Origin of the sequence: Phycicoccus sp. HDW14, from assembly GCF_011383005.1 — a bacterium.
Lineage (GTDB): Bacteria > Actinomycetota > Actinomycetes > Actinomycetales > Dermatophilaceae > Phycicoccus.
This window is the reverse complement of record NZ_CP049935.1, coordinates 3,497,287-3,515,918: the sequence shown is the minus strand read 5'-3', so window position 1 is coordinate 3,515,918 and position 18,632 is coordinate 3,497,287. Positions and strand designations below refer to the sequence as shown.

18 protein-coding genes and 3 pseudogenes are annotated in these 18,632 nt (G+C 74.4%); 8 read left to right on the top strand and 13 right to left on the bottom strand.

What is annotated here, in order from left to right; translation table 11 throughout:
• Window positions 1–25 precede the first annotated feature (25 nt).
• Window positions 26–523: a dsRBD fold-containing protein gene (locus G7075_RS17310; protein WP_166123690.1), complete on the top strand. Its 498-nt coding sequence runs from the start codon at window positions 26–28 to the stop codon at window positions 521–523.
• 13 nt (window positions 524–536) lie between these two features.
• Here the strand turns inward: G7075_RS17310 and G7075_RS17305 are convergent, their stop codons facing one another.
• Together G7075_RS17305 and G7075_RS17300 are read right to left on the bottom strand one after the other, a co-directional pair.
• Complete coding sequence (locus G7075_RS17305; RefSeq protein WP_166123688.1) at window positions 537–938, bottom strand: hypothetical protein; 402 nt, start codon at window positions 936–938, stop codon at window positions 537–539.
• A gap of 81 nt (window positions 939–1,019) precedes the next feature.
• Window positions 1,020–1,676 (bottom strand): hypothetical protein, encoded by a 657-nt coding sequence (locus G7075_RS17300; RefSeq protein WP_166123686.1) that lies wholly within the window; start codon window positions 1,674–1,676, stop codon window positions 1,020–1,022.
• A gap of 231 nt (window positions 1,677–1,907) precedes the next feature.
• On the opposite strand from G7075_RS17300, the gene G7075_RS17295 reads away from it, so the two are divergent.
• Together G7075_RS17295 and G7075_RS17290 are read left to right on the top strand one after the other, a co-directional pair.
• The gene (locus tag G7075_RS17295) at window positions 1,908–2,657 is read left to right on the top strand and encodes an alpha/beta fold hydrolase (protein ID WP_166123684.1); all 750 of its coding nucleotides are present in this window, start codon (window positions 1,908–1,910) and stop codon (window positions 2,655–2,657) included.
• A gap of 90 nt (window positions 2,658–2,747) precedes the next feature.
• A complete protein-coding gene (locus tag G7075_RS17290) occupies window positions 2,748–3,422 on the top strand; it encodes a TetR/AcrR family transcriptional regulator (protein WP_166123682.1) in 675 nt (224 codons plus the stop codon).
• 30 nt (window positions 3,423–3,452) lie between these two features.
• On the opposite strand, the gene G7075_RS17285 is transcribed toward G7075_RS17290, so the two are convergent.
• Window positions 3,453–4,433, bottom strand: coding sequence for a GTP pyrophosphokinase family protein (locus G7075_RS17285; protein ID WP_166123680.1), 981 nt, complete (start codon window positions 4,431–4,433; stop codon window positions 3,453–3,455).
• A 90-nt stretch (window positions 4,434–4,523) separates the two neighbouring features.
• Here G7075_RS17285 and G7075_RS17280 point away from each other — a divergent pair, with 90 nt between their 5' ends.
• A complete protein-coding gene (locus G7075_RS17280) occupies window positions 4,524–4,883 on the top strand; it encodes an MmcQ/YjbR family DNA-binding protein (RefSeq protein ID WP_166123678.1) in 360 nt (119 codons plus the stop codon).
• 12 nt (window positions 4,884–4,895) lie between these two features.
• Here the strand turns inward: G7075_RS17280 and G7075_RS17275 are convergent, their stop codons facing one another.
• The 5 genes from G7075_RS17275 to G7075_RS17255 all read right to left on the bottom strand — a co-directional run bounded on the left by G7075_RS17275 (window position 4,896) and on the right by G7075_RS17255 (window position 8,593).
• Complete coding sequence (locus tag G7075_RS17275; protein WP_166123676.1) at window positions 4,896–5,129, bottom strand: hypothetical protein; 234 nt, start codon at window positions 5,127–5,129, stop codon at window positions 4,896–4,898.
• On the bottom strand, window positions 5,129–5,566 hold the full coding sequence (locus G7075_RS17270; RefSeq protein ID WP_166123674.1) for a hypothetical protein: 438 nt from the start codon (window positions 5,564–5,566) through the stop codon (window positions 5,129–5,131). Before G7075_RS17270 ends, G7075_RS17275 begins: the two co-directional genes overlap by 1 nt.
• Window positions 5,567–5,794: 228 nt before the next feature.
• Window positions 5,795–6,316 (bottom strand): M23 family metallopeptidase, encoded by a 522-nt coding sequence (locus tag G7075_RS17265; protein ID WP_166123672.1) that lies wholly within the window; start codon window positions 6,314–6,316, stop codon window positions 5,795–5,797.
• 201 nt (window positions 6,317–6,517) lie between these two features.
• Window positions 6,518–7,891: a replicative DNA helicase gene (gene dnaB, locus G7075_RS17260; RefSeq protein WP_371814107.1), complete on the bottom strand. Its 1,374-nt coding sequence runs from the start codon at window positions 7,889–7,891 to the stop codon at window positions 6,518–6,520.
• Between the two features lie 426 nt (window positions 7,892–8,317).
• Window positions 8,318–8,593: a DUF2277 domain-containing protein gene (locus G7075_RS17255; RefSeq protein WP_166123668.1), complete on the bottom strand. Its 276-nt coding sequence runs from the start codon at window positions 8,591–8,593 to the stop codon at window positions 8,318–8,320.
• Between the two features lie 94 nt (window positions 8,594–8,687).
• Between G7075_RS17255 and G7075_RS17250 the strand changes: the two genes are divergently transcribed.
• Window positions 8,688–9,914 (top strand): acetyl-CoA hydrolase/transferase family protein, encoded by a 1,227-nt coding sequence (locus tag G7075_RS17250; RefSeq protein ID WP_166123666.1) that lies wholly within the window; start codon window positions 8,688–8,690, stop codon window positions 9,912–9,914.
• A gap of 36 nt (window positions 9,915–9,950) precedes the next feature.
• On the opposite strand, the gene G7075_RS23120 is transcribed toward G7075_RS17250, so the two are convergent.
• The 5 genes and pseudogenes from G7075_RS23120 to G7075_RS17235 all read right to left on the bottom strand — a co-directional run bounded on the left by G7075_RS23120 (window position 9,951) and on the right by G7075_RS17235 (window position 16,422).
• Window positions 9,951–10,562 (bottom strand): MATE family efflux transporter, encoded by a 612-nt coding sequence (locus tag G7075_RS23120; RefSeq protein WP_371814106.1) that lies wholly within the window; start codon window positions 10,560–10,562, stop codon window positions 9,951–9,953.
• A gap of 71 nt (window positions 10,563–10,633) precedes the next feature.
• Window positions 10,634–11,305 (bottom strand): annotated as a pseudogene (locus tag G7075_RS23115) (MATE family efflux transporter); the annotation flags it as partial.
• 159 nt (window positions 11,306–11,464) lie between these two features.
• The gene (locus G7075_RS20435; RefSeq protein ID WP_240918070.1) at window positions 11,465–12,928 is read right to left on the bottom strand and encodes a PPC domain-containing protein; all 1,464 of its coding nucleotides are present in this window, start codon (window positions 12,926–12,928) and stop codon (window positions 11,465–11,467) included.
• A gap of 9 nt (window positions 12,929–12,937) precedes the next feature.
• Window positions 12,938–14,241: pseudogene (locus G7075_RS21670) on the bottom strand (S8 family serine peptidase); the annotation flags it as partial.
• A 651-nt stretch (window positions 14,242–14,892) separates the two neighbouring features.
• On the bottom strand, window positions 14,893–16,422 hold the full coding sequence (locus G7075_RS17235) for a gamma-glutamyltransferase (RefSeq protein ID WP_166123664.1): 1,530 nt from the start codon (window positions 16,420–16,422) through the stop codon (window positions 14,893–14,895).
• Window positions 16,423–16,494: 72 nt separating this feature from the next.
• Here G7075_RS17235 and G7075_RS17230 point away from each other — a divergent pair.
• From G7075_RS17230 to G7075_RS17220, 3 genes and pseudogenes are all read left to right on the top strand, one after another.
• Window positions 16,495–17,282, top strand: a pseudogene (locus G7075_RS17230) (S-methyl-5'-thioinosine phosphorylase).
• Window positions 17,279–17,569 (top strand): hypothetical protein, encoded by a 291-nt coding sequence (locus tag G7075_RS17225; protein ID WP_166123662.1) that lies wholly within the window; start codon window positions 17,279–17,281, stop codon window positions 17,567–17,569. The pseudogene G7075_RS17230 and the gene G7075_RS17225 overlap by 4 nt, the downstream one beginning before the upstream one ends.
• Window positions 17,569–18,630, top strand: a complete 1,062-nt coding sequence (locus G7075_RS17220) for an amidohydrolase family protein (protein WP_166123660.1) — start codon at window positions 17,569–17,571, stop codon at window positions 18,628–18,630. The genes G7075_RS17225 and G7075_RS17220 overlap by 1 nt, the downstream gene beginning before the upstream one ends.
• The last annotated feature ends 2 nt before the right edge of the window (window positions 18,631–18,632 follow it).

The window sequence follows — 18,632 nt, the reverse complement described above, 5'->3', positions numbered from 1 at the left end:
TGACGAGCCACCGAGGGAGGCGGCCGTGAGAGCGCGACCAGGAGACCACATCGTCCTCGCCGGGGAACAGGTCGACCAGCCCGTGCGGGCCGGCATCGTCGTGTCCGCCGCGACGGAGGACGGCCCGCCGTACACGGTGCGGTGGGACGACGGGCGCACGAGCAGCATCTACCCCGGACCGGGGTCGGTGCTCCGCGTCGACGAGGGGAACCCGTCGGAGCACGAGGCCGTCGTCGCCCGGCCCGAGCTCGGGACCATGCGGCAGTGGACGGTCCGGGTGACCCTGTTCGAGCAGGGCGACGACACGACGGCCACCGTTGCCCTGCTCGCCGACGCCCCCGAGGCCCTCACCGCCCGGGGCACGAGCCACCGCAGCGCGGCCGACGTCGCGAGCCCCCACATCGGGGACGAGGTGGCCGTGGCCCGCGCGCTGCGCCGCCTCGCCGACCGGCTCGTCGCCTCGGCCGAGTCCGACATCGAGGGCACGACCGGCGAGCACGACGTGCACGTGCGCACCCGCTGACGGGTCGTCGGCGTCAGGAGGAGAGCGGGTCCGCCAGGCGGTCGCGGAGGGTGCAGGGGCCGACGACGGCGGCGCCGAGGTCGGTGACGCGCGCGACGAGCCCGCGGTCGGCGGTGACCACCGTGACCGCTCGACCGTTGTGCACGAGGGCGGTCACCTCCTCGACGACGCGGTCGTCGCCGGAGCCCTCGGCGTGGACGACGCGCACACCGTCGCGGTCACCTTCCGGCACCCCGCGGCGGGCCCGGCCCTCGAGGACGAGCACGACGGCACCGAGTCCGGCGCCGGTCAGCTCTGTGTGCAAGCGGGCGGCGGCGCCGGGGCGGTCGCGCCACCAGCCGTCCGGGCGCGAGCCGGCGACGTTGGCCGCGTCGACGACGAGGACGTCGGGGTCGCGGGACGGGTCGGGAGCCATCACCCCACCCCACCACGCGCGCCGGCGCGGCGCGAGCGGGTTCGGTGGGGGCGCGAGGGTCGGAACGGGTCCGACGTCCGGTCAGGAGTCGGCGCGGGCCGCGTCGCCGGTGAGGTCGGCGCACCACGCGTCGAGGTCGGCGGCACCGGCGGCGTTGACCAGCGTGCGGTAGGAGGCCGACGCGGGGTCGAGCTCACCGCGCGACAGGGAGCGGCACAGGTCGACGGTCGAGAGGAGGCGCTCGTCGGCCGACTCCGTCAGCGACGCCGAGGGCGTGGCGGAGACGACGGGCGCCGGGTCGGCGGCGGTCGGTGCCGCCTCCGCCGGGCTCCCGGCCACCCGGAGGACGAGCTGCTCGACGTCGCCGGGCAGCAGGCCGGCCCAGGCGACGGCGGCGGTGCCCCCGAGCCCGAGGACCGCCACGACGGCGACGGCGCCCACGGTGCGGCGACGCCGACCCCGCTGGACCCGGTCCGCCGCGCGACGACCGGTGCGCGAGGCGCGACCCTCCGTGGGCTCCGGCTCGAGCACGACAGGGGGGCGCTCGAGGACGGCGACGGTGCCGGGCCCGACCGGCCGGACGGTGTCGGGTGTCTCGACGGGGGTGCACACCGTGACCCGGGGTCGCGGAGGGGCCGCTGCCTTCTGACGGCGTCGGGAGCGCGACGAGCGCGACTGCTCCTCGACGGCTCGGCGGCGCTCGGCCCTGGTCATCACCTGCGTCTCGTCACCCTGCATGTCCGAATCATGGGATGGCCCTCAAGTCGGGGGTGATCGTGTCGATGGGTTCCGGGCCGTTCGGACGATCCCCCGTCGGCCGGTCAGCGCACCCGTCACTCCCGGCAATCCGGTTGCCGCCCAGCCGCCCGGGGCGTTGACTGGCGGGATGGACGACGGGACGAGGACCGAGTGACGCTGGCCGACAACGGGATCGCGTACGACCGAGCAGGACCACGAGGAGCGTCGAGCGTGCTGCTCGTACACGCCGGCGTGGCAGACCGCGGGATGTGGGACTCCCTGTGGGACAGCCTCATCCGCACGCACGACGTCATCCGACTCGACCTGCGCGGTTTCGGTGGGTCCGACCGCCTGCCCGACGGCCCCGTGTCCCACCGGGCCGACGTCCTCGGCCTCCTCGACGAGCTCGGAGTCGACCGGTGCCACGTCGTCGCCGCCTCGATGGGGTCCGGCGTCGCCGTCGAGGTGGCCCTCACCGCGCCCGACCGCGTCCGGTCGCTCGTGCTCGCCCCTCCCGGCGGGAGCCTGTTGGCCGTGCGGACCCCCGACCTCGCCGCCTTCGGACAGGCGGAGGACGCCGCGCTCGCCGCCGGTAACCTCGACGCCGCGGTCGCGGTCAACGTCGACACCTGGGTCGTCGGCCCTCGCCGCGACGCCGACGCGGTCGACCCCGAGGTCCGCGACGCGGTCGCCCGGATGCAGCGGCGGGCCTTCGAGGTCGGTGCCGCGTTCGACGACGTCGAGGAGGACGAGCTCGACCCGCCCGCCCTCGACCGGCTCGCCGAGGTCCGCGCGCCGGTGCTCGTCCTGCTCGGGGGCTTCGACCTCGAGACCACGCGCGACGCCACCGAGCGCCTCGTCGCCGGCCTGCCCGACGTCCGCCGCGTCGACTGGGAGGACGCCGCCCACCTGCCGTCGATGGAGCACCCGGAGCGCTTCACCGACCTCCTCCTCGACTGGCTCGGGCAGCAGACCGACTGACGCAGCCGGGCCCGGGTGCCCGGGGGCCACGAGAGCGGCGGACCGCGTCGGCGAATACGCTGTACACCCCATCGACGCCCCGGAGGTCGGATGCCCACGCCCCGCGTGCCGCTGAACCGTTCCCGCGTGCTCGCCGACGCCGTCGCGCTGGCCGACGGCGAGGGCGCCGACGCGGTGAGCATGCGGCGCCTGGCCGACCGGCTCGGCGTCGTCCCGATGGCCCTGTACAAGCACGTCGGCGGCAAGGACGACCTCGTCGACGGGATGGTCGACGCGGTGCTCGGCGAGGTCGTCGCCGCCCGGCCGGCCGACGGCGACTGGCGGGCAGCCGTGCGCGCCACCCTCCTGTCCGCCCGGGCCGCCGTGCAGCGCCACCCGTGGGCGCGACGGGCCATCGAGACCCGGACGGTCCGCACCCCGGCGGTGCTCGGGCACATGGAGGCCGTCACCCGGCTGCTGCTCGACGCCGGCTTCACCCCCGACCTGGCGCACCACGCGATGCACGCGCTCGGCAACCGCATCTGGGGGTTCAGCCCGGAGCTGTTCGACGAGGACGCCCGTGGCGCGCCCCGGGCCCGTACCACCCCGCAGCCGAACCCCGCGGACTACCCCTCCATCATCGCCGTCTCGGTCGAGGCCCGCCGCCGGCGCCCCGACGCGACGGGGTGCGACGAGGACTTCGAGTTCACCTTCGCCCTCGACCTCCTGCTCGACGCCCTCGACCGGCTGCGCTCCGACGGATGGGAGTCACCGGTCTCGGGGTGACGCCCGACCGCCCCGAGGGTCGGCGTCGGCTCAGCCGGTGAGGCGGGCCCGCCGGGCCTGCAGCGCCTCGCGGCGGTGGGCGTTGCCGTGCAGCCCCACGTAGGCCTCGCCGAAGCGGGAGAGCAGGTCGTCGTCGAGGCGTCGGACGGCACCCGGGGGGTACCGGTAGTCCATCGCCGCCGTCACCGCGGCGCTGTCGAGGTCGCGCAGCGTCTCGCTCAGCTCGTCGAGCGAGGCGATGCCCAGCTCGAGGAGCAGGCCGGAGATCCACTGGTAGTGGTCGGTGCGCGACCACCCGGCGCTCGAGTACCGCCCGGCGAGGAAGGTGGCCAGCTCGGGGGCGCTGATGCGCGGGTCGAGCTCGTCGACGGTGTCGGGCTCGGTCGTGCCGAAGCCGGCCTGCAGGCGGTCGCGGATGGTCTGGAACTCGCGGTCGGCGAGCTCGAGGAGCCCGGCGGCCAGGGTGAAGCGGCGGTCGAGGTCGGGGACCTGCTCGGGCGGCACCGTCCCCTTGTAGCGGATGTCGTGCTCGAACTCGGCCCACGCGTGCTGCAGCACCGTGCGCAGCTGGATCGACGCGCACTCGAGTGGCTCGTACGTCGCGTCCCGCAGCGGTGAGCGCGAGACGAGCAGGTGGCGGCTCGCGTAGCCGAAGCGTCCGGCCGCGGCGGTCTCGACGCCGAGGTCGCGGTCGTCGAGCACGGTGAACTGCTCGGCGAGCAGGCCCGCGACGGCGTCGATGTCGCGCTGGACGTAGGTGATGACCCGCACGCCGACCTGGTCGGTGACGGCGAGCATCGGGTCGGCCCCGGGGCTCTCGCCGAGCACGCCGCGGACCTTGCCGGCGAAGGACTCGACCGACTTGGTGCGACCGGTGACGCTCAGGTAGTTGATGCCCGCGTCGTCGATGGTGCCGGTGACGTCCTCGACGAAGCGCTCGGTCGCGGGGACGAGCCGCGGTCGCAGGGCCGTGTAGGCGGCCACGGCGCGGTCGACGTGGCGCAGGGACATGGCGTCACTGTCCCACGCCCGGGCCCGGGACGTCGGCACCGGGCGCGACGGCGGCCCGCAGCGCCATCATGGGGCCGAGGAGGTGGCGCGATGGCGGTGGTCGACGACGTGCGCCCGCTCGCGTCCCAGCTCGAGCGCTCGTACGAGGTGTACGTCCGGGGGCGGCTGAAGTTCCGTGTCGGCCGGATCGTCTACGTGGCGTTCTCGCGCGACGAGTCGGTGATGGGGTTCGCCTTCCCGAAGGACGAGCGCGCCGGCCTCGTCGCGAGCGACCCCGGCACCTTCTCGCTGCCCTCGGAGTCGGACCTGCGCTTCCACTGGGCGCACGCCGACCTCGCCCAGCTCGACCCCACCGAGGCCCGCGAGCTCGTCGTGTCCGCGTGGTGCATGGTCGTGCCGAAGAAGCTCGTGCGCGCCTACGACCTCACGCACCCCGACGGCCCCGGCTGAGGGTGGCCAGCGTCAGGAGCCGCCCTCGAGGAACCCGACGAAGGCCTGCTCGGGGTGCGCAGCGGTGCTGGCGTTGGCCGCCGTGACGATCGCGAAGAAGGTTGCAGCACAGGCGATCACGACGGTGACCGCGAGCAGGAGGCGGCGCCGGCCGCGGTCGGCTCGTTCGACACGACGCCGGGTGCGCAGCATCCGCACGCCGAGGGCCAGCAGCCCGACGACCACGAGGGCCCCGAGCACCGCCATCACCCGGTGGTAGGCGCGGAAGTCCTCGAGCAGGACCAGGGTGGTCGCGCCGTCGGGCCCACCGAGGACCCCCGGCGCATGGCCTCGAGGGTCTCGGCGAGCGGGCCGGTCGCGGCGCCGGTGGGCAGCAGCCCGAGCACCGACGACAGCGGGGCGAGCGCCCCCTGCACGTTGGCGACGACGACGAGCAGCGCGAGGCCCGCGAGGCCCAGTGCGCCCGTCGCGCCGACCCCGGCCCCCCAGCGGCGGGCCCGGGTGGGGGCGGTGAGCGCCCGCTGCCCGGCCCGGCGGGCGAGGACCGCCGCGGCGACGAGGAGCACGAGCGCCAGTGCCGCCTTGACGACGTGGAAGCGCGCCCAGAAGTCGGCGGCCTCGACGAGCCGCGCGTCCAGCTGCGGACCACCGGCCGCCCACGACCCGACGAGCCCGTCGCCCACGGCCGTCCGCAGGCCCCGACGTCGGGGTACCCGCGCCCGCCCCACGCCCCGGCCAGGCGGAAGGGCAGGAGGAGCACCGCCGCGATGAGCAGCAGGGCGAGCAGGGCCGGGCGCGCGAGCGGACGCGCAGCGACGGGTCGAGGAGGGGCCAGGCTCATGCGTGCTCCCGGGGACGACGGAACGGGTGGGCGTACACCGTACACCCACCCGTCCCGGACCCTCCGCGGCTCAGGGCCAGAGGTTGGGGTTCTTGTCCGAGCCGTACTTCCCGTACCGCGGGCGGCGCTCGAGGTGCAGGTGCGGGCCCGTGACGCGGCCGGTCTTGCCCGAGTACCCGATGAGCTGGCCGGTCTTGACGCGCTGGCCGTCGCTGACGGACCGCTTCGACAGGTGGCAGTAGCCCCAGTCCGAGCCGTCGACGTTGTCGTTGATGAGGATCATCGTCCCGTAGGCCGGGCCCCAGTCGGCGCGGCCGGTGCGGACGTCGCCGCCGATCGTGGCGTACACCGGGGTGCCGACCGGGCAGCCGATGTCGACACCGGTGTGGTGGCCGGCCTGCCAGTCGCCGGGGATGCCGTACGCCGCGGTGATCGGGTGGGCGCTGGGGTTCTTGATGGGCCGCACGTACGAGGCGGCCTCGGCGGCCGGCGCACCGGCGATGCCGATGACGGCGAGCCCGGCGACCGATGCGCCTCCGCCGAGGACCAAGCGTCGGCTGGGCGTCCTCGTGGGTTCCTGGTGGTAGGTCATGACAGCTCTCCCGAGTCTCGTGGTCGTCGGGCCGGGGAGGCGCTGACGCTCAGGCCCCCCGGCCCCGTGTCCTGGTCGATCCGTGCCGTCACCCCGGCACGTCTGCGACCCTCGCCGACCCCGCTGCGGGGCACTTCGAAACCGCTGCGAACGACGTCCGCATGCCCCGGCCGCCACGACTGGCCGCGGGAGCGGGACCGGTCAGAAGCCGCCGTCGCGGGCCATGTTGTTGAAGCGGGAGTAGTGCCCCTGGAAGGCCAGCACGAGGTCAGCGGTCGGGCCGTTGCGGTGCTTGGCGACGATGACGTCGGCCTCCCCCTCGCGCTCGGGGTCGGAACGGTCGCGGTGCAGGAGGATGACGACGTCGGCGTCCTGCTCGATCGAGCCCGACTCACGCAGGTCCGACATCTGCGGGCGCTTGTCGGTGCGCTGCTCGGGACCACGGTTCAGCTGGCTGATCGCGATGACCGGCACCTCGATCTCCTTGGCGAGCAGCTTCAGGGCCCGGGAGAACTCGGCGACCTCCTGCTGGCGCGACTCGACCTTCTTGCCGCTGGTCATCAGCTGCAGGTAGTCGATGACGATGAGCTTGAGGTTGTGCTGCTGCTTGAGCCGGCGGGCCTTGGCCCGGATCTCCATGAGCGACATGTTCGGGCTGTCGTCGATGAACAGCGGCGCGTTGGAGATCTTGCCCATGATCCGCGCCAGCTTGGTCCACTGGTCCTGGTTCTTCAGGCCGCGGCGCAGGTCCTGGAGCTGGATGGTGGCCTCGGCGGACAGGATGCGCATCGTGATCTCGGTGCGGCTCATCTCGAGGGAGAAGACCGCCGCGGCCATGTCGTGCTTGATGGCCGCGGCCCGCACGATGTCGATGCCCAGGGTCGACTTGCCGACCGCCGGACGGGCCGCGACGACGATCATCTGCCCCGGGTGCAGGCCGTGGGTCAGCGCGTCGAGCTCGAGGAAGCCGGTGGGCACCCCGATGAGGTCGTCGGTGCGCCCCGACGCGGCCTCGATCTCCTCCATCGTCTCGTTGAGCAGCTCGCCGAGCGCGTGGTAGTCCTCGCCGCCACGCTTCTCGGCGACCGAGTACACCTCGGCCTGCGCGCGGTTGACGATCTCGTCGATGTCGCCCTCACCCTGCCCGTAGCCCATCTGGACGATGCGGGTGCCGGCCTCGACGAGCCGGCGCAGCACCGCGCGCTCGTGGACGATCTCGGCGTAGTACCCGGCGTTGGCGGCCGTGGGCACGGACTGGATGAGCTGGTGGAGGTAGGCCTGCCCGCCGACCCGTGCGAGGTCACCCCGCTTGGTGAGCTCGTCGGCGACGGTGATGGCGTCGGCCGGCTCGCCGCGCCCGAAGAGGTCGAGGACGGCGTCGAAGATCGCCTCGTGGGCCGGCCGGTAGAAGTCGTGGGCCTTGACCTCCTCGAGGCAGTCGGCGATGGCGTCCTTGTCGAGGAGCATCGACCCGAGGACGGACTGCTCGGCGTGGAGGTCCTGCGGGGGACCCGCTCGTCCGGTCGCTCCGACGGGCCCGAGAAGGCCTCGCTCAGCTGCGCGATGGTCACCCACCGACCCCTTTCACCGTCTCGTCCAGGCCCCTGCTCGAGGCGGTTCGCCCCGGCGCCACCGGACCCGGGTCAAGACCACCAGAGACCACCGACACCGCCGCGCTCGAGTCACCGTAGGACCTCACCCACGGGCCCTCCAAGCCGGGCCGGGCACATCGGCCGAACGGCTGGGGACGAGGTGTGGACAACCTGGGGAAAACGCCGGGTGGGGTTGTGCACCGTCGGTGGAGAACCCTGTGGACACGGCACCCAGCGACCTCCCAGCAGGCCGCTGACCTGCGACGACGTCGTCCACTGCCTGTGCGCCGGAGAAAGTTTCGGGCGTGTCACGGTCCACAGCGGGTCGCGCGCCCGGCGTCGCCGACACGCCGTGCGGAGGCCGTTCGGGGAGCGGGGACGACCCGTCCGCCGGAGCCCTCCGGGGCCCTCAGCCGGTGCGGCCGTAGCGCTCCGCGGACCGGGCGCGGGCCTTGGCGGCCTCGACCTCGCGGTCCTTCGGGGGCGCCCCGGTGACGAGGGCGTCGAGCAGGTGCCGGGTCGCGTGGGCCACCTCCTCGACGGCCCGGGCGAAGGCCTCCTCGTTGGCCTGCGACGGACGGGTCGACCCGCTGACCTTGCGGACGTACTGGAGGGCCGCGGCGTGCACCTCGTCCGTCGTCGCGGGGGGCTCGAAGTTGTGGAGCTGGCGGATGTTGCGGCACATGCCCCCACGGTAGGCCGCGCGGGCCCGCGCCGGCAGGGGTCAGGACAGCCTCACCTGTGGTGCGACCCACCCCCGGGTGAGGATGATGGAGGCCATGAGGACCGTGAGTCTCGACCAGCTGGGCCGCCACCTCGCCGCACTCCCGGGCAGGCCCCGGGTCGTCGTCTCCGGCAACGTCGCCGTCCCCTGGGAGGCCGTCCGGACCCTCGACGCGTGCCGCGAGGAGTACGTCATCCACGCGCTCAACGCGCCGCCGGGCATCCCCGACCGGCCGGGCGTCACCGCCGAGACCTGCTTCGTCGGGGGTGGGATGCGCCGGCACTCGAACCTCTCCTACGTCCCGAGCCGGCTCTCCCTCGTGCCGGTGCTCTACGGCGGCCCGCTCGCCCCGGACGTCGTCATCGTCCAGTGCGCCCCCTCGCGCGACGGGATGCTCTCCCTCGGCATCGAGGTCAACGTGCTGCCGGCGGCCATCGAGGCCTGCCGCGCCCGCTCGGGCCTCGTCGTCGCCGTCGTCAACGACCGGATGCCGTACACCGGCGGCGACGCCCTGCTCGACGAGAGCGCCGTCGACCTCGCCGTCGAGGTCTCCGTCCCGGTCCCCTCGCACGACCCGCTGACCCCGGACGCCGACAGCCAGCTGATCGGCGAGCGCATCGCCGACCGGGTGCCCGACGGCGCGACCATCCAGGCCGGCATCGGCGGCATCCCCGACGCCACGATCGCCGCGCTCACCGACCGGCGCGGCCTGCGGGTGTGGACCGAGATGTTCTCCGACGGCGTCGTCGCCCTCGACCGGGCCGGCGCCCTCGACCCCGACCACCCGCTGACCACGTCGTTCCTCTTCGGCTCCCAGGACCTCTACGACTGGGTCGACGGCAACCCGCGCGTCCGGATGACCCGCACGGAGACGACGAACGACCCCGGCCTCATCGCCCGGCAGCGGGCCATGACCTCGGTCAACTCCGCGCTCGAGGTCGACCTCTTCGGGCAGGCCAACGCCTCGCGCATCAACGCGCGCATCCACTCCGGCTTCGGCGGCCAGACCGACTTCGTCGTCGGCGCGCTGCACTCCCCCGGCGGGCAGTCCTACATCGCCCTGCGCTCGTGGCACCCCAAGGCCGACTGCTCCACCGTCGTCCCGCTCCTCGACGAGCCGGTCACGAGCGTGCAGCAGAGCGCGGTCGTCACCGAGCAGGGCGTCGCCGAGCTGTACGGGTACGACCAGCGCGGCCAGTGCCGGCACATCATCCGCGACGCCGCCCACCCGAGGGTGCGCGACGAGCTGTGGGAGGAGGCCCGGGCGCTCGGGCTCGCCTGAGCGGCCCAGCAGCCCGTCGGGTCGACGGGACGGTGGTCAGCGGGTCGCGCCGACGACCATCCAGCGGTCGGTGCGCACGCGCATCCACATGAGCGTGCCGCGCACGGACATGAAGACGGTGAACGCCACCCACAGCCAGGTGACCGCGTCGGACGTGCCGCGCGCCGAGCCGCCCTGGAGCAACCAGTCGCCCGCGAGGTGCACCGCGAGCACCACGGGCAGGTAGGCCGCGAGGGTCGCGAGCATGGCCCCGGCGAGCCAGCGACCGTCGCCCGCCCCGATGAGCACGCCGTCGACGACGAAGACGAAGCCCGACAGCGGCTGGCCGAGCGCGACGACGAGCAGCCCGGCCGCGACGGCCGCCTGCACCCCCTCGTCGGGCGTGAAGAGCGGTCCCACCCACGGGCGGGCCACGAGGAGCGCCAGCCCGAGCACCACCCCGCCGAGGACGCCCCAGCGCACCATGAGGCGGGTGGCGGCCCGGGTCGTCGCGAGGTCGCCGGCGCCGAGGGCCCGCCCGGTGATGGCCTGGGCGGCGATGGCCAGCGCGTCGAGGGCGAAGGTGAGGAAGGACCAGATGGTCGCGGTGACCTGGTACGACGCGAGCGGCACGTCACCGAGCCCGGCGGCCACCCACGTCGTGACCACGAGGACCCCCGCAGGGCCAGGGTGCGCACGAGGAGCGGCACGCCCCCGCGCGCGGCGGCGAGGACCCGGCCGGGGTGGGCCCGCAACGGCACCCGGCTGCGGCGGGCCTCGCGCACCAGCACGACGACGAGCGCGGCGGCCATCCCGTTCTGCGCGATCACCGTGCCCCACGCGGAGCCGGCGATGCCCCAGCCGAGGCCGTGGACGAACCAGAGGTTGAGCACGGCGTTCGCGGTGAACCCGCCGAGGGCCGCGACGAGCGGGGTCCGGGTGTCCTGCAGGCCGCGCAGCACACCCGTCGTCGCGAGCACGACGAGCATCGCGGGCAGCCCGAAGGCCGAGACACGCAGGTAGGTCGTGGCCTGGTCGGCGACCGCGGCGGAGGCACCGAACAGGCCGGCCAGCGGTCGGGCGGCGAGCGCGACGAGGGCCGTGGTCGCGGCCCCGAGCCCGACGGCCAGCCACGTGCCGTCGATGCCCGCCGCCACCGCACCGGCGCGCGAGCCGGAACCCAGCTGGCGGGCGACGATGCTCGTCGTGCCGTAGGCGAGGAAGACGAAGACGTTGGCGGCGGTCAGCAGCACTGCGCTCGCGACCCCGAGGCCGGCCAGCGGCCCGACCCCCAGCCGCCCGACGATCGCCGAGTCGACGAGGAGGAAGAGCGGCTCGGCGACGAGGGCGAGGAAGGCGGGCAGGGCCAGGCGCAGGACCTCGCGGTGCTGGCCCTCCGCCGGTGCGCTCACGGTCCGCACTCTCGCACGACCGGGCCGGTCAGGCCGGGCGCGACCCCCGTCCGCGAGACGTGGCGGGATGACTCCGCCCGACCGGCAGGTCGATCCGGGGACGGGACGGCGGAGGGCCCCGCCGGCGTGCTGCCGACGGGGCCCTCGCTCACCGGTGGGTCACCGGGTCGTGGCCGGCTCCGAGAGGAGCACCGCACCCGACCCGAGGACCGCGCCCTCGGACGAGACGACGTCCATCTGGCCGAACAGCTCACGACCCTCGGCCGCGGCGGCCTCCGGGGTGATCGTCCCGCCGATGGAGACCGTCTGGCCGCCCTTGAGGGAGATCGCACCGGACGGCACGTCGAGGCTGCCGAGGCTGCCCGAGAAGAAGACGTCGCGGTAGTCGAACGTCGTCGTCCCGGCCGGCACGTCGAACCCGTCGACCTGCACGGTGTACGTGCCGGGCTCCGGGTCGAGGATCGACACGGCCTCCTCGGAGTCACCGTCGGCCGACTGGCCGGCCTGCTCGCCGTCGGGTCCGAGGACCGTCAGGTCGAGGTCGGCCCCGAGGTCGGAGGTGTTGCCGATCACCGCGTCGAGGCGCGAGGCCCCGGCCGGCACCTCGACCGTGTACTCCAGCCGGTCACCCGTGCCGATGCTCGGGCGCTCGGTGTGCGCCGAGCCGAGCGGGCCGCCGCGGGGTGTGACCGTCACCGGACCGAAGTCGTTCTTGACGGTCCACGAGACGGGGGAGGCCTCGCCGGTGCTGCCCGGCACGGTCTGGGTGGCCGGGTCGACCGTGACGCCCTGGACCGCCGCCGTCAGCTTGAACGGGTTGTCCAGGAACGGCGAGGTCCGCCGCGACTCCACGAGCAGCTCCCACACGCCCGGGATCGGGTTGGCGTAGGCCCGCGAGCTCGGCTTGCACGTCGCCGGGTCGCTGTAGTTCGTGTAGCAGAACGGCGTCGAGGTGTTGTCGACCGGGACCCCGTACGGGTTGAACGCGATCCAGCGGACCTGGCTCTTCGTGGCGATGCCCGACAGGTTGACCTGGAGGGCCTTGGCGCCCTCGGGCACCGTGACGAACACCCGCTTGAAGAGGTTGCGCTGCACCGTGCCCGACGTCGACGTCGCGTACGACGGCTTCGGCAGGTCGGTGCTGACGACGACGGTCAGCAGCAGCCGGTGGTCGACGAGCGGGGTCTTCGGGTCGTCGATCTCGAGGATGGCCGAGTGCAGGCCACCCGTCTTCGGCTTGGCCTTGACCGCCACGTCGACCGCACGGCCCGAGCGCAGCGCGACCGAGGACGGCGCCGAGAACGTGCCGTCGTTGCCGACGATGCGGACCTTGTGGTTCACCGAGCCCGAGGCACCCGTCAGGCGGGTGACCTTGACCGGGTAGGTGCGGCTCTGGCCGACCTTCTGGCCGCCCTTGCCGGCGGCGCAGTCGTTGTACACGCCGGTGCCCCGGTTGGGGGTGGCGAGCAGGTCGGAGAGCACGGTGCAGACCGGGGCCGTGGCCGTGTAGTCGAGCGTGACCGGCCGCTTGCGCAGCAGGTTCCACGCACCGGGCACGTCGAGCTGACCGGTGCCCTGGCCGACGGCCGCGAGCGACTTCTGGAAGTCGGCCGCGGTGTACATCGACTCACGCAGCTGCTTCGGCGTGATCGGCGTCCCGGTCTGGAACCCGGCCGAGAGCAGCAGCGCGGCGGAGCCGGCCGCCTGCGGCGAGGCCATCGAGGTGCCGTTGAACATCGCGTACCCGATGGGCAGGGTGTAGCCGGCCTCGGCGAGGTCGGGCTGCTTGAGCCAGAGCGGCACGGTGGAGATGGCCGAGCCGGGCGCCATGATGTTCGGCTTGAAGCCGCCGTCCTCGCGCGGGCCGCGCGAGGAGTAGTTGTGCAGGGCGAGCTTGCTCGACACGACCGAGCCGTAGTTGGCCAGCCAGGTGGCCTTGCTGACCGAGGACGCGACGCTCACGACGTCGGTGGCCACGGACGGGTCGCCGACGGTGTTGATGCCCGCGCCGCTGTTGCCGGCCGAGATGAACAGCTGGACGCCGTAGACGTCGATGAGCCGGTCGTAGAGCTCGGACCGGGCGTTGTTCGCGTCGTTGAGCGCCGGCAGGCCGCCGATCGACATGTTGACGACGTCGACGCCGCGGTTGGCGACGAGGTCGACCATGCCGTCGGTGAGGGCCGCGTTGGTGCAGCCGCCACCCCAGGTGCAGGCACGCGAGGAGACGATCTTCGCGCCGGGGCCTGACCGTCCATCTTCCCGCCGAAGAGGCTGTGCCCGGCCGCGATGCCCGCGACGTGCGAGCCGTGCGCGTCCTCGACGAGGCCGATGTTCACGAAGTCCTCGGTGCCCGGGAGCCCGAACGGCGCGAGGCTGACGTCCTCGCGGTACTCGACGGTGAACGGCATCCGCTCGACGACCTCGGTCGACGGGTCGTCGGTGCCGAAGTGGCCGACGTCGCCGCTCTCGCCGTACGGGCGCATCAGCTCGTCGTCGGAGAACGTGAGGTCCTGGTTGGCGTCGACCCAGATGTCGTGGGTGTCCTTGTCGTACAGGACGCCGAACCGGTCGGTGGTGTCGCCGTCGCGGTTGACGTCACCGTCGGGCTCGCTGCCCGCGGTGATCGACTCGCTGAACCGGCTGAAGCGGTAGGACCCCGAGTCCGGGGCCGTCCAGGTGCCGGCGACGTTCGGGACGGTGAACGTCGGCGTCGCGTTGACGCTGGTGTTCATGAGGCGCCACGTGAAGTCGCTGTCGAGGATCGGGTCGGTGGCGGTGACCCAGTCGACGATCTTCTTCTCGCCCGTCGAGGTCTTCTGGAGCGCCGGGTGGTCGAGGTCGACGCCGGAGTCGAGGATGCCGATGGTCACGCCGCGGCCGTCCCAGCGGGGGTTGGCCTTCTTGAAGGCGACCGACCCGGTCTCGTTGGTCGGCATGTAGGGGTTGTCGTTCGAGGTGCCCGCGCCGGGGCCGGCGGCGGCCGCCGAGCGGGTGGCCTTGCCCTCGGGACCCGGCGTCGGCAGCGCGACCTTCTCGTCGAGGTCGACGGCGTCGACCCGGGAGAGGGCGGCGACCTTCGTGACCGCCTTGACGGGGACGCTGGCCCGGACGTAGCCGACCTTGTCGTTGGTCATCCCGACCCAGCCGCCCTGTGCGCGGATGGCGTCGGCGACGGAGCGCGTCGTGCCCTTGTCGACGGCGAGGATGAGGGTGACCCGCTTGGTGCCGGCGGCACGCGCCTTGTCGAGCAGCTCGACGTCGTGCTGGCCGAGCTTGTCCTCGGCGGTGGTCGAGGGGGTCTTCACCTCCCCCGTCTGGACGGTGGCCTCGGGGGCCTTCTCGACCGGTGCGACCGGGTCACCGGCCCCTCCGACGGCGGCCGTGGCCGTGCCGAACGAGGTCGTGGTGAGTGCGGCTGCGGCGAGGCCGGCGAGCAGTACGCGCGCCGACCTTCCGTGAAGGGGATGCTTCATCGGTGTCCTGTTCCTCCCGCGACGCACTCTGCCTGCGTCTGACATCGGTGCGCACAGGCAACCACGAGATGGCCTCCGGGGAACAGGTGTCGGGCGACGAAATTTTCGGCGTCCTCAGCCGCCGACGACCTCGACGGCTGCCGCGCGCCGTGGGTCGCCCGCCGCGGAGAGGCTCCCGTCCGCGTCGCGGTAGGCCGCGCCGACCCCGCCGAAGTACATCGAGAGGGCGCCGTGGTCCGTCGCCCGCAGGCCGGCGGCGTGGACGGCCGCGGTGATGGCGGGGTGGGACTCGTGCTCGACGACCGGGCGGCCGTCGTCGTCGAAGCGCACGTGCACCCGGGGCGCCTCGATGGCGGTCCGCAGGTCGGCACCGTGCAGGCAGCCCTGGCCGAGCACCTGCATGAGCGCGGTCGTGATGCGGTCGGCGCCGGGCGACCCGACGGCGAGGACCCGGCCGTCGTCGGTGCGCCCGGTCGTCGGTGCCATGTTGGAGGCCAGCCGGGTGCCCGGCGCCAGCGAGTGCAGCCCGAGCCGGTTGAGCTCGGGCTCGCCGAGCGCGTTGTTGAGGAGCATCCCGGTGCCGGGCACGGTGATCCCCGCGCCGTAGCCGGCCGACATCGTCACCGCGCAGGCCAGGCCGTCGGCGTCGACCGTCGAGACGTGCGCGGTCGACGCCGAGGTCGGCAGGCCCGCGAGGCCGTGCCGGTCGACGGCGGCGAGCAGCGCGTGACCCGCGGCGTCGAGGTCGGTGGCGACGTCGTGCACCTCGAGCCGGTAGCGCAGCACGGCCTGCTGCACGGTGAGGACGTCGGCCCAGTCGTAGTCGCCGTGCCGGGCCAGCTCGCCGAGCATCACCGCGAGCATCGGGCCACCGACCGACGGGGGTGGGTTGACCGCGAGGTCCCAGTCGCCCACCCGGCGCCGCAGCGGGGTCCGCTCGACCGGCGCGACCGCCTCGAGGTCGGCGGCCGTGACGAGGCCGTCGTGCGCCGCCATGTCGGCGGCCATCGCCCGGCCGACCTCGCCCGTGGTGAGCACCGAGGCGCCGCGCGCCCCGACGAGGGCCAGCACGTCGGCGAGCATCGGGTTGGTCGCGACGTCGCCGACCCGCAGCGGGGTGCCGTCGGGGCGGGTGACGACGCGGTGAGCCTCGGGGTCGGGGCCGAAGAGGGAGCCGGCCACGAAGCCGAGGTAGCGGGCGGCGGCGCCGCCCATCGGGTAGCCGGAGCGGCAGGCCGTGACCGCCGGGGCGACGACGTCGGCCCACGGGGCGGCCCCGAAGCGGCGCACGGCGTCCTCGCAGGCGGCGGCCGCCAGGGGCGTGGCGACCGAGCCGTGGCCGGCGAACATCGTCACGCCGCCGCCGTACTCGGTGTACACCTCGCGCACCCCGCGCCCGAAGGCCTCGCGGGGCAGGCCGCGTCCGGGCATCTCGACGTTGCCGTCGACGACGACCGGGTCCTCGCCCGGCGCCCAGACGGACACGAAGGCGCCGCCGCCGAGCGAGACGATGCCGGGCTCGGTGGCCATCGCGGCGAGCGCGGCGGCCACGGCCACGTCGACCGCGTTGCCGCCGGCGCGCGCCACCTCCCGGCCCGCCGCGAGCGAGACCGGTCCGGTCGCCGCGAGCGCCACCTCCGCCATGACCGTGATCCTGCCACCGCCCGGTCCCGTCCCGTCGCGGCGGCCCGCAGGCGGGCGGTAGCGTTCGGGGGCATGACCCGCCCGCCCCTCGCCATCGTCGCCGGCACCGGGTTCTACGACCTCGAGGCGCTCGAGGACCGCGTCGAGGAGACCGTCGACACCCGCTGGGGCCCGGCCCGGGTCACCCGCGGCCGCTGGCACGGCCTGCCCGTCGTCTTCCTCACCCGGCACGGACCCGGCCACACGGTGCCCCCGCACCTCGTGAACTACCGCGCGAACATCCGCGCCCTGGCCGACCTCGGCTGCGAGGACGTCGTCGCCGTCAACGTCACCGGCTCGATCGACCCCGAGCTCGTGCCCGGCGACCTGCTCTGCCTCGACGACTTCCTCGACCTGACCCGCCAGCGCCCGCTGACCTTCTTCGACGGCAGCGGCCCGGAGGGCGTCGTGCACGTCGACGTCGGCCGGCCCTACCACCCCGAGGTCCGCCGCGAGCTGCTCGAGGCCGGCGCCGCGGCCGGGCACCCGCTGCGCGACGGCGGGGTGTACGCCGCGTTCGAGGGCCCGCGCTTCGAGACCGCCGCCGAGATCCGGCTGGCCCGGCTCGCGGGGGCGACGTCGCCGGGATGACCGGGGTGCCCGAGGTCGTCCTGGCCCGCGAGGCCGGGCTCCGGTACGCGGCCGTCGCGCTCGTCGTCAACCCGTGCACCGGGGTCGGCGACGCCGACGAGCCCATCACCATGGCCGAGATCGAGGCCGTCCTGGCCCGCAGCCGCGAGGCGGTGCTCGCCGTGCTCGACGAGCTCGTGCACACCCGGGCCACCTTCGCGGGGCCCGACGACGAGGAGGACACCGGATGACCCGGGTCGTCATCGAGGACGCGTCGTACGTCGTCACCGTCGACGAGGGCGACACCGTGCTCACGGGCACGACGGTCGTCGTCGAGGACGGTGTCGTCACGGCGCTGCGTCCCGCGTCCGACGGCCCGGTCGACGGCGACACGGTGCTCGACGGGCGGGGCCGGCTGCTCATGCCGGGGCTGGTCAACCTCCACACCCACCTGCCGATGACCCTGCTGCGCGGCCTCGCCGAGGACGTCGACCTCCAGGGCTTCCTCACCCGGGTCTGGGCGGCCGAGGGGCGGTGATGGACCCCGCCACCGTCGAGCTCGGCGCGTCGCTCGGGGCCCTGGAGTCGCTGCTCGGCGGCTGCACGACCCAGCTCGACATGTACTTCCACCACGAGGCCGCGCACCGCGGGGCGGTCGCCGCCGGCAGCCGCCACGTCATCGGCCCGGTCTTCATGGACGGCCCGGGCCCCGACGGGCTCGCGTGGGACGAGCGGCTCGCCCTGATGCGGGCCTGGCCGGCGGCGATGGACGCGCTCGGCGGCCCCGAGGTGCCCGTCCCGGCGATGCCCCACGCCACCTACACCTGCTCGCCCGAGCACCTCGCCGAGGTCGTCGGCGTCCTGCGCGAGGTCGGTGCCGGCCGGCGCAGCCTGCTGACGACGCACGTCTCCGAGAACGCCTTCGAGAACACCGACGTGCAGGGCCGCTACGGTGCGACGCCCACGGAGGTTCTCGCACAGGCCGGTTGGCTCGCCGGCGACCTGCCGTTCGTCGCCGGCCACGGCGTGCACCTCTCCCCCGGTGACCGCGAGCTCATCGCGACCGCCGGTGGTGCGGTCGCGCACTGCGCCGGGTCGAACCAGAAGCTGGCCAGCGGTGCACTGCACTGGGAGGAGGTGCACGACGGCGGGGTCCGGCTCGGCATCGGCACCGACGGCTGCTCCTCGTCCAACGACCTCGACATGTGGCAGGCGATGCGCCAGGCCGCCCTCCTCGCCCGGCTGACCAGCGGACGCCCCGACGTCGCGAGCGCCCGCGAGGTGCTGCGCGCCGCCACCCTCGAGGGCGCGCGGGCCCTGGGCCTCGGCGACCTCGTCGGCTCGGTCGAGGTCGGCAAGCGCGCCGATCTCGTCCTGCTCGACCTCGAGCGCCCGCACCTGACCCCCGTCCACGACGTCCACGCCCTGCTCGTCTTCGCCGCCGGCCGCTCCGACGTCACCGACGTGCTCGTCGACGGCGAGGTGGTCGTCCGTGACGGGCGCAGCACGCGGCTCGACACCGCCGACCTGCTCGCCCGGGCCCGCGAGCGCGGCGCGACCGCCGGCGCGGCCGCCCGGGCCGCCGCGGAGGCGACGTGAGC

What these genes read in the sequence shown, in the direction of transcription:
- G7075_RS17305 (WP_166123688.1), bottom strand. Translation starts at nt 938, where the DNA reads ATGGCTCCCGACCCGTCCCGCGACCCCGACGTCCTCGTCGTCGACGCG.
- G7075_RS17300 (WP_166123686.1), bottom strand. Translation starts at nt 1,676, where the DNA reads ATGCAGGGTGACGAGACGCAGGTGATGACCAGGGCCGAGCGCCGCCGA.
- G7075_RS17290 (WP_166123682.1), top strand. Translation starts at nt 2,748, where the DNA reads ATGCCCACGCCCCGCGTGCCGCTGAACCGTTCCCGCGTGCTCGCCGAC.
- G7075_RS17285 (WP_166123680.1), bottom strand. Translation starts at nt 4,433, where the DNA reads ATGTCCCTGCGCCACGTCGACCGCGCCGTGGCCGCCTACACGGCCCTG.
- G7075_RS17280 (WP_166123678.1), top strand. Translation starts at nt 4,524, where the DNA reads ATGGCGGTGGTCGACGACGTGCGCCCGCTCGCGTCCCAGCTCGAGCGC.
- G7075_RS17275 (WP_166123676.1), bottom strand. Translation starts at nt 5,129, where the DNA reads ATGGCGGTGCTCGGGGCCCTCGTGGTCGTCGGGCTGCTGGCCCTCGGC.
- G7075_RS17265 (WP_166123672.1), bottom strand. Translation starts at nt 6,316, where the DNA reads ATGACCTACCACCAGGAACCCACGAGGACGCCCAGCCGACGCTTGGTC.
- G7075_RS17255 (WP_166123668.1), bottom strand. Translation starts at nt 8,593, where the DNA reads ATGTGCCGCAACATCCGCCAGCTCCACAACTTCGAGCCCCCCGCGACG.
- G7075_RS17250 (WP_166123666.1), top strand. Translation starts at nt 8,688, where the DNA reads ATGAGGACCGTGAGTCTCGACCAGCTGGGCCGCCACCTCGCCGCACTC.
- G7075_RS20435 (WP_240918070.1), bottom strand. Translation starts at nt 12,928, where the DNA reads ATGTACACCGCGGCCGACTTCCAGAAGTCGCTCGCGGCCGTCGGCCAG.
- G7075_RS17235 (WP_166123664.1), bottom strand. Translation starts at nt 16,422, where the DNA reads ATGGCGGAGGTGGCGCTCGCGGCGACCGGACCGGTCTCGCTCGCGGCG.
- G7075_RS17225 (WP_166123662.1), top strand. Translation starts at nt 17,279, where the DNA reads ATGACCCGGGTCGTCATCGAGGACGCGTCGTACGTCGTCACCGTCGAC.
- G7075_RS17220 (WP_166123660.1), top strand. Translation starts at nt 17,569, where the DNA reads ATGGACCCCGCCACCGTCGAGCTCGGCGCGTCGCTCGGGGCCCTGGAG.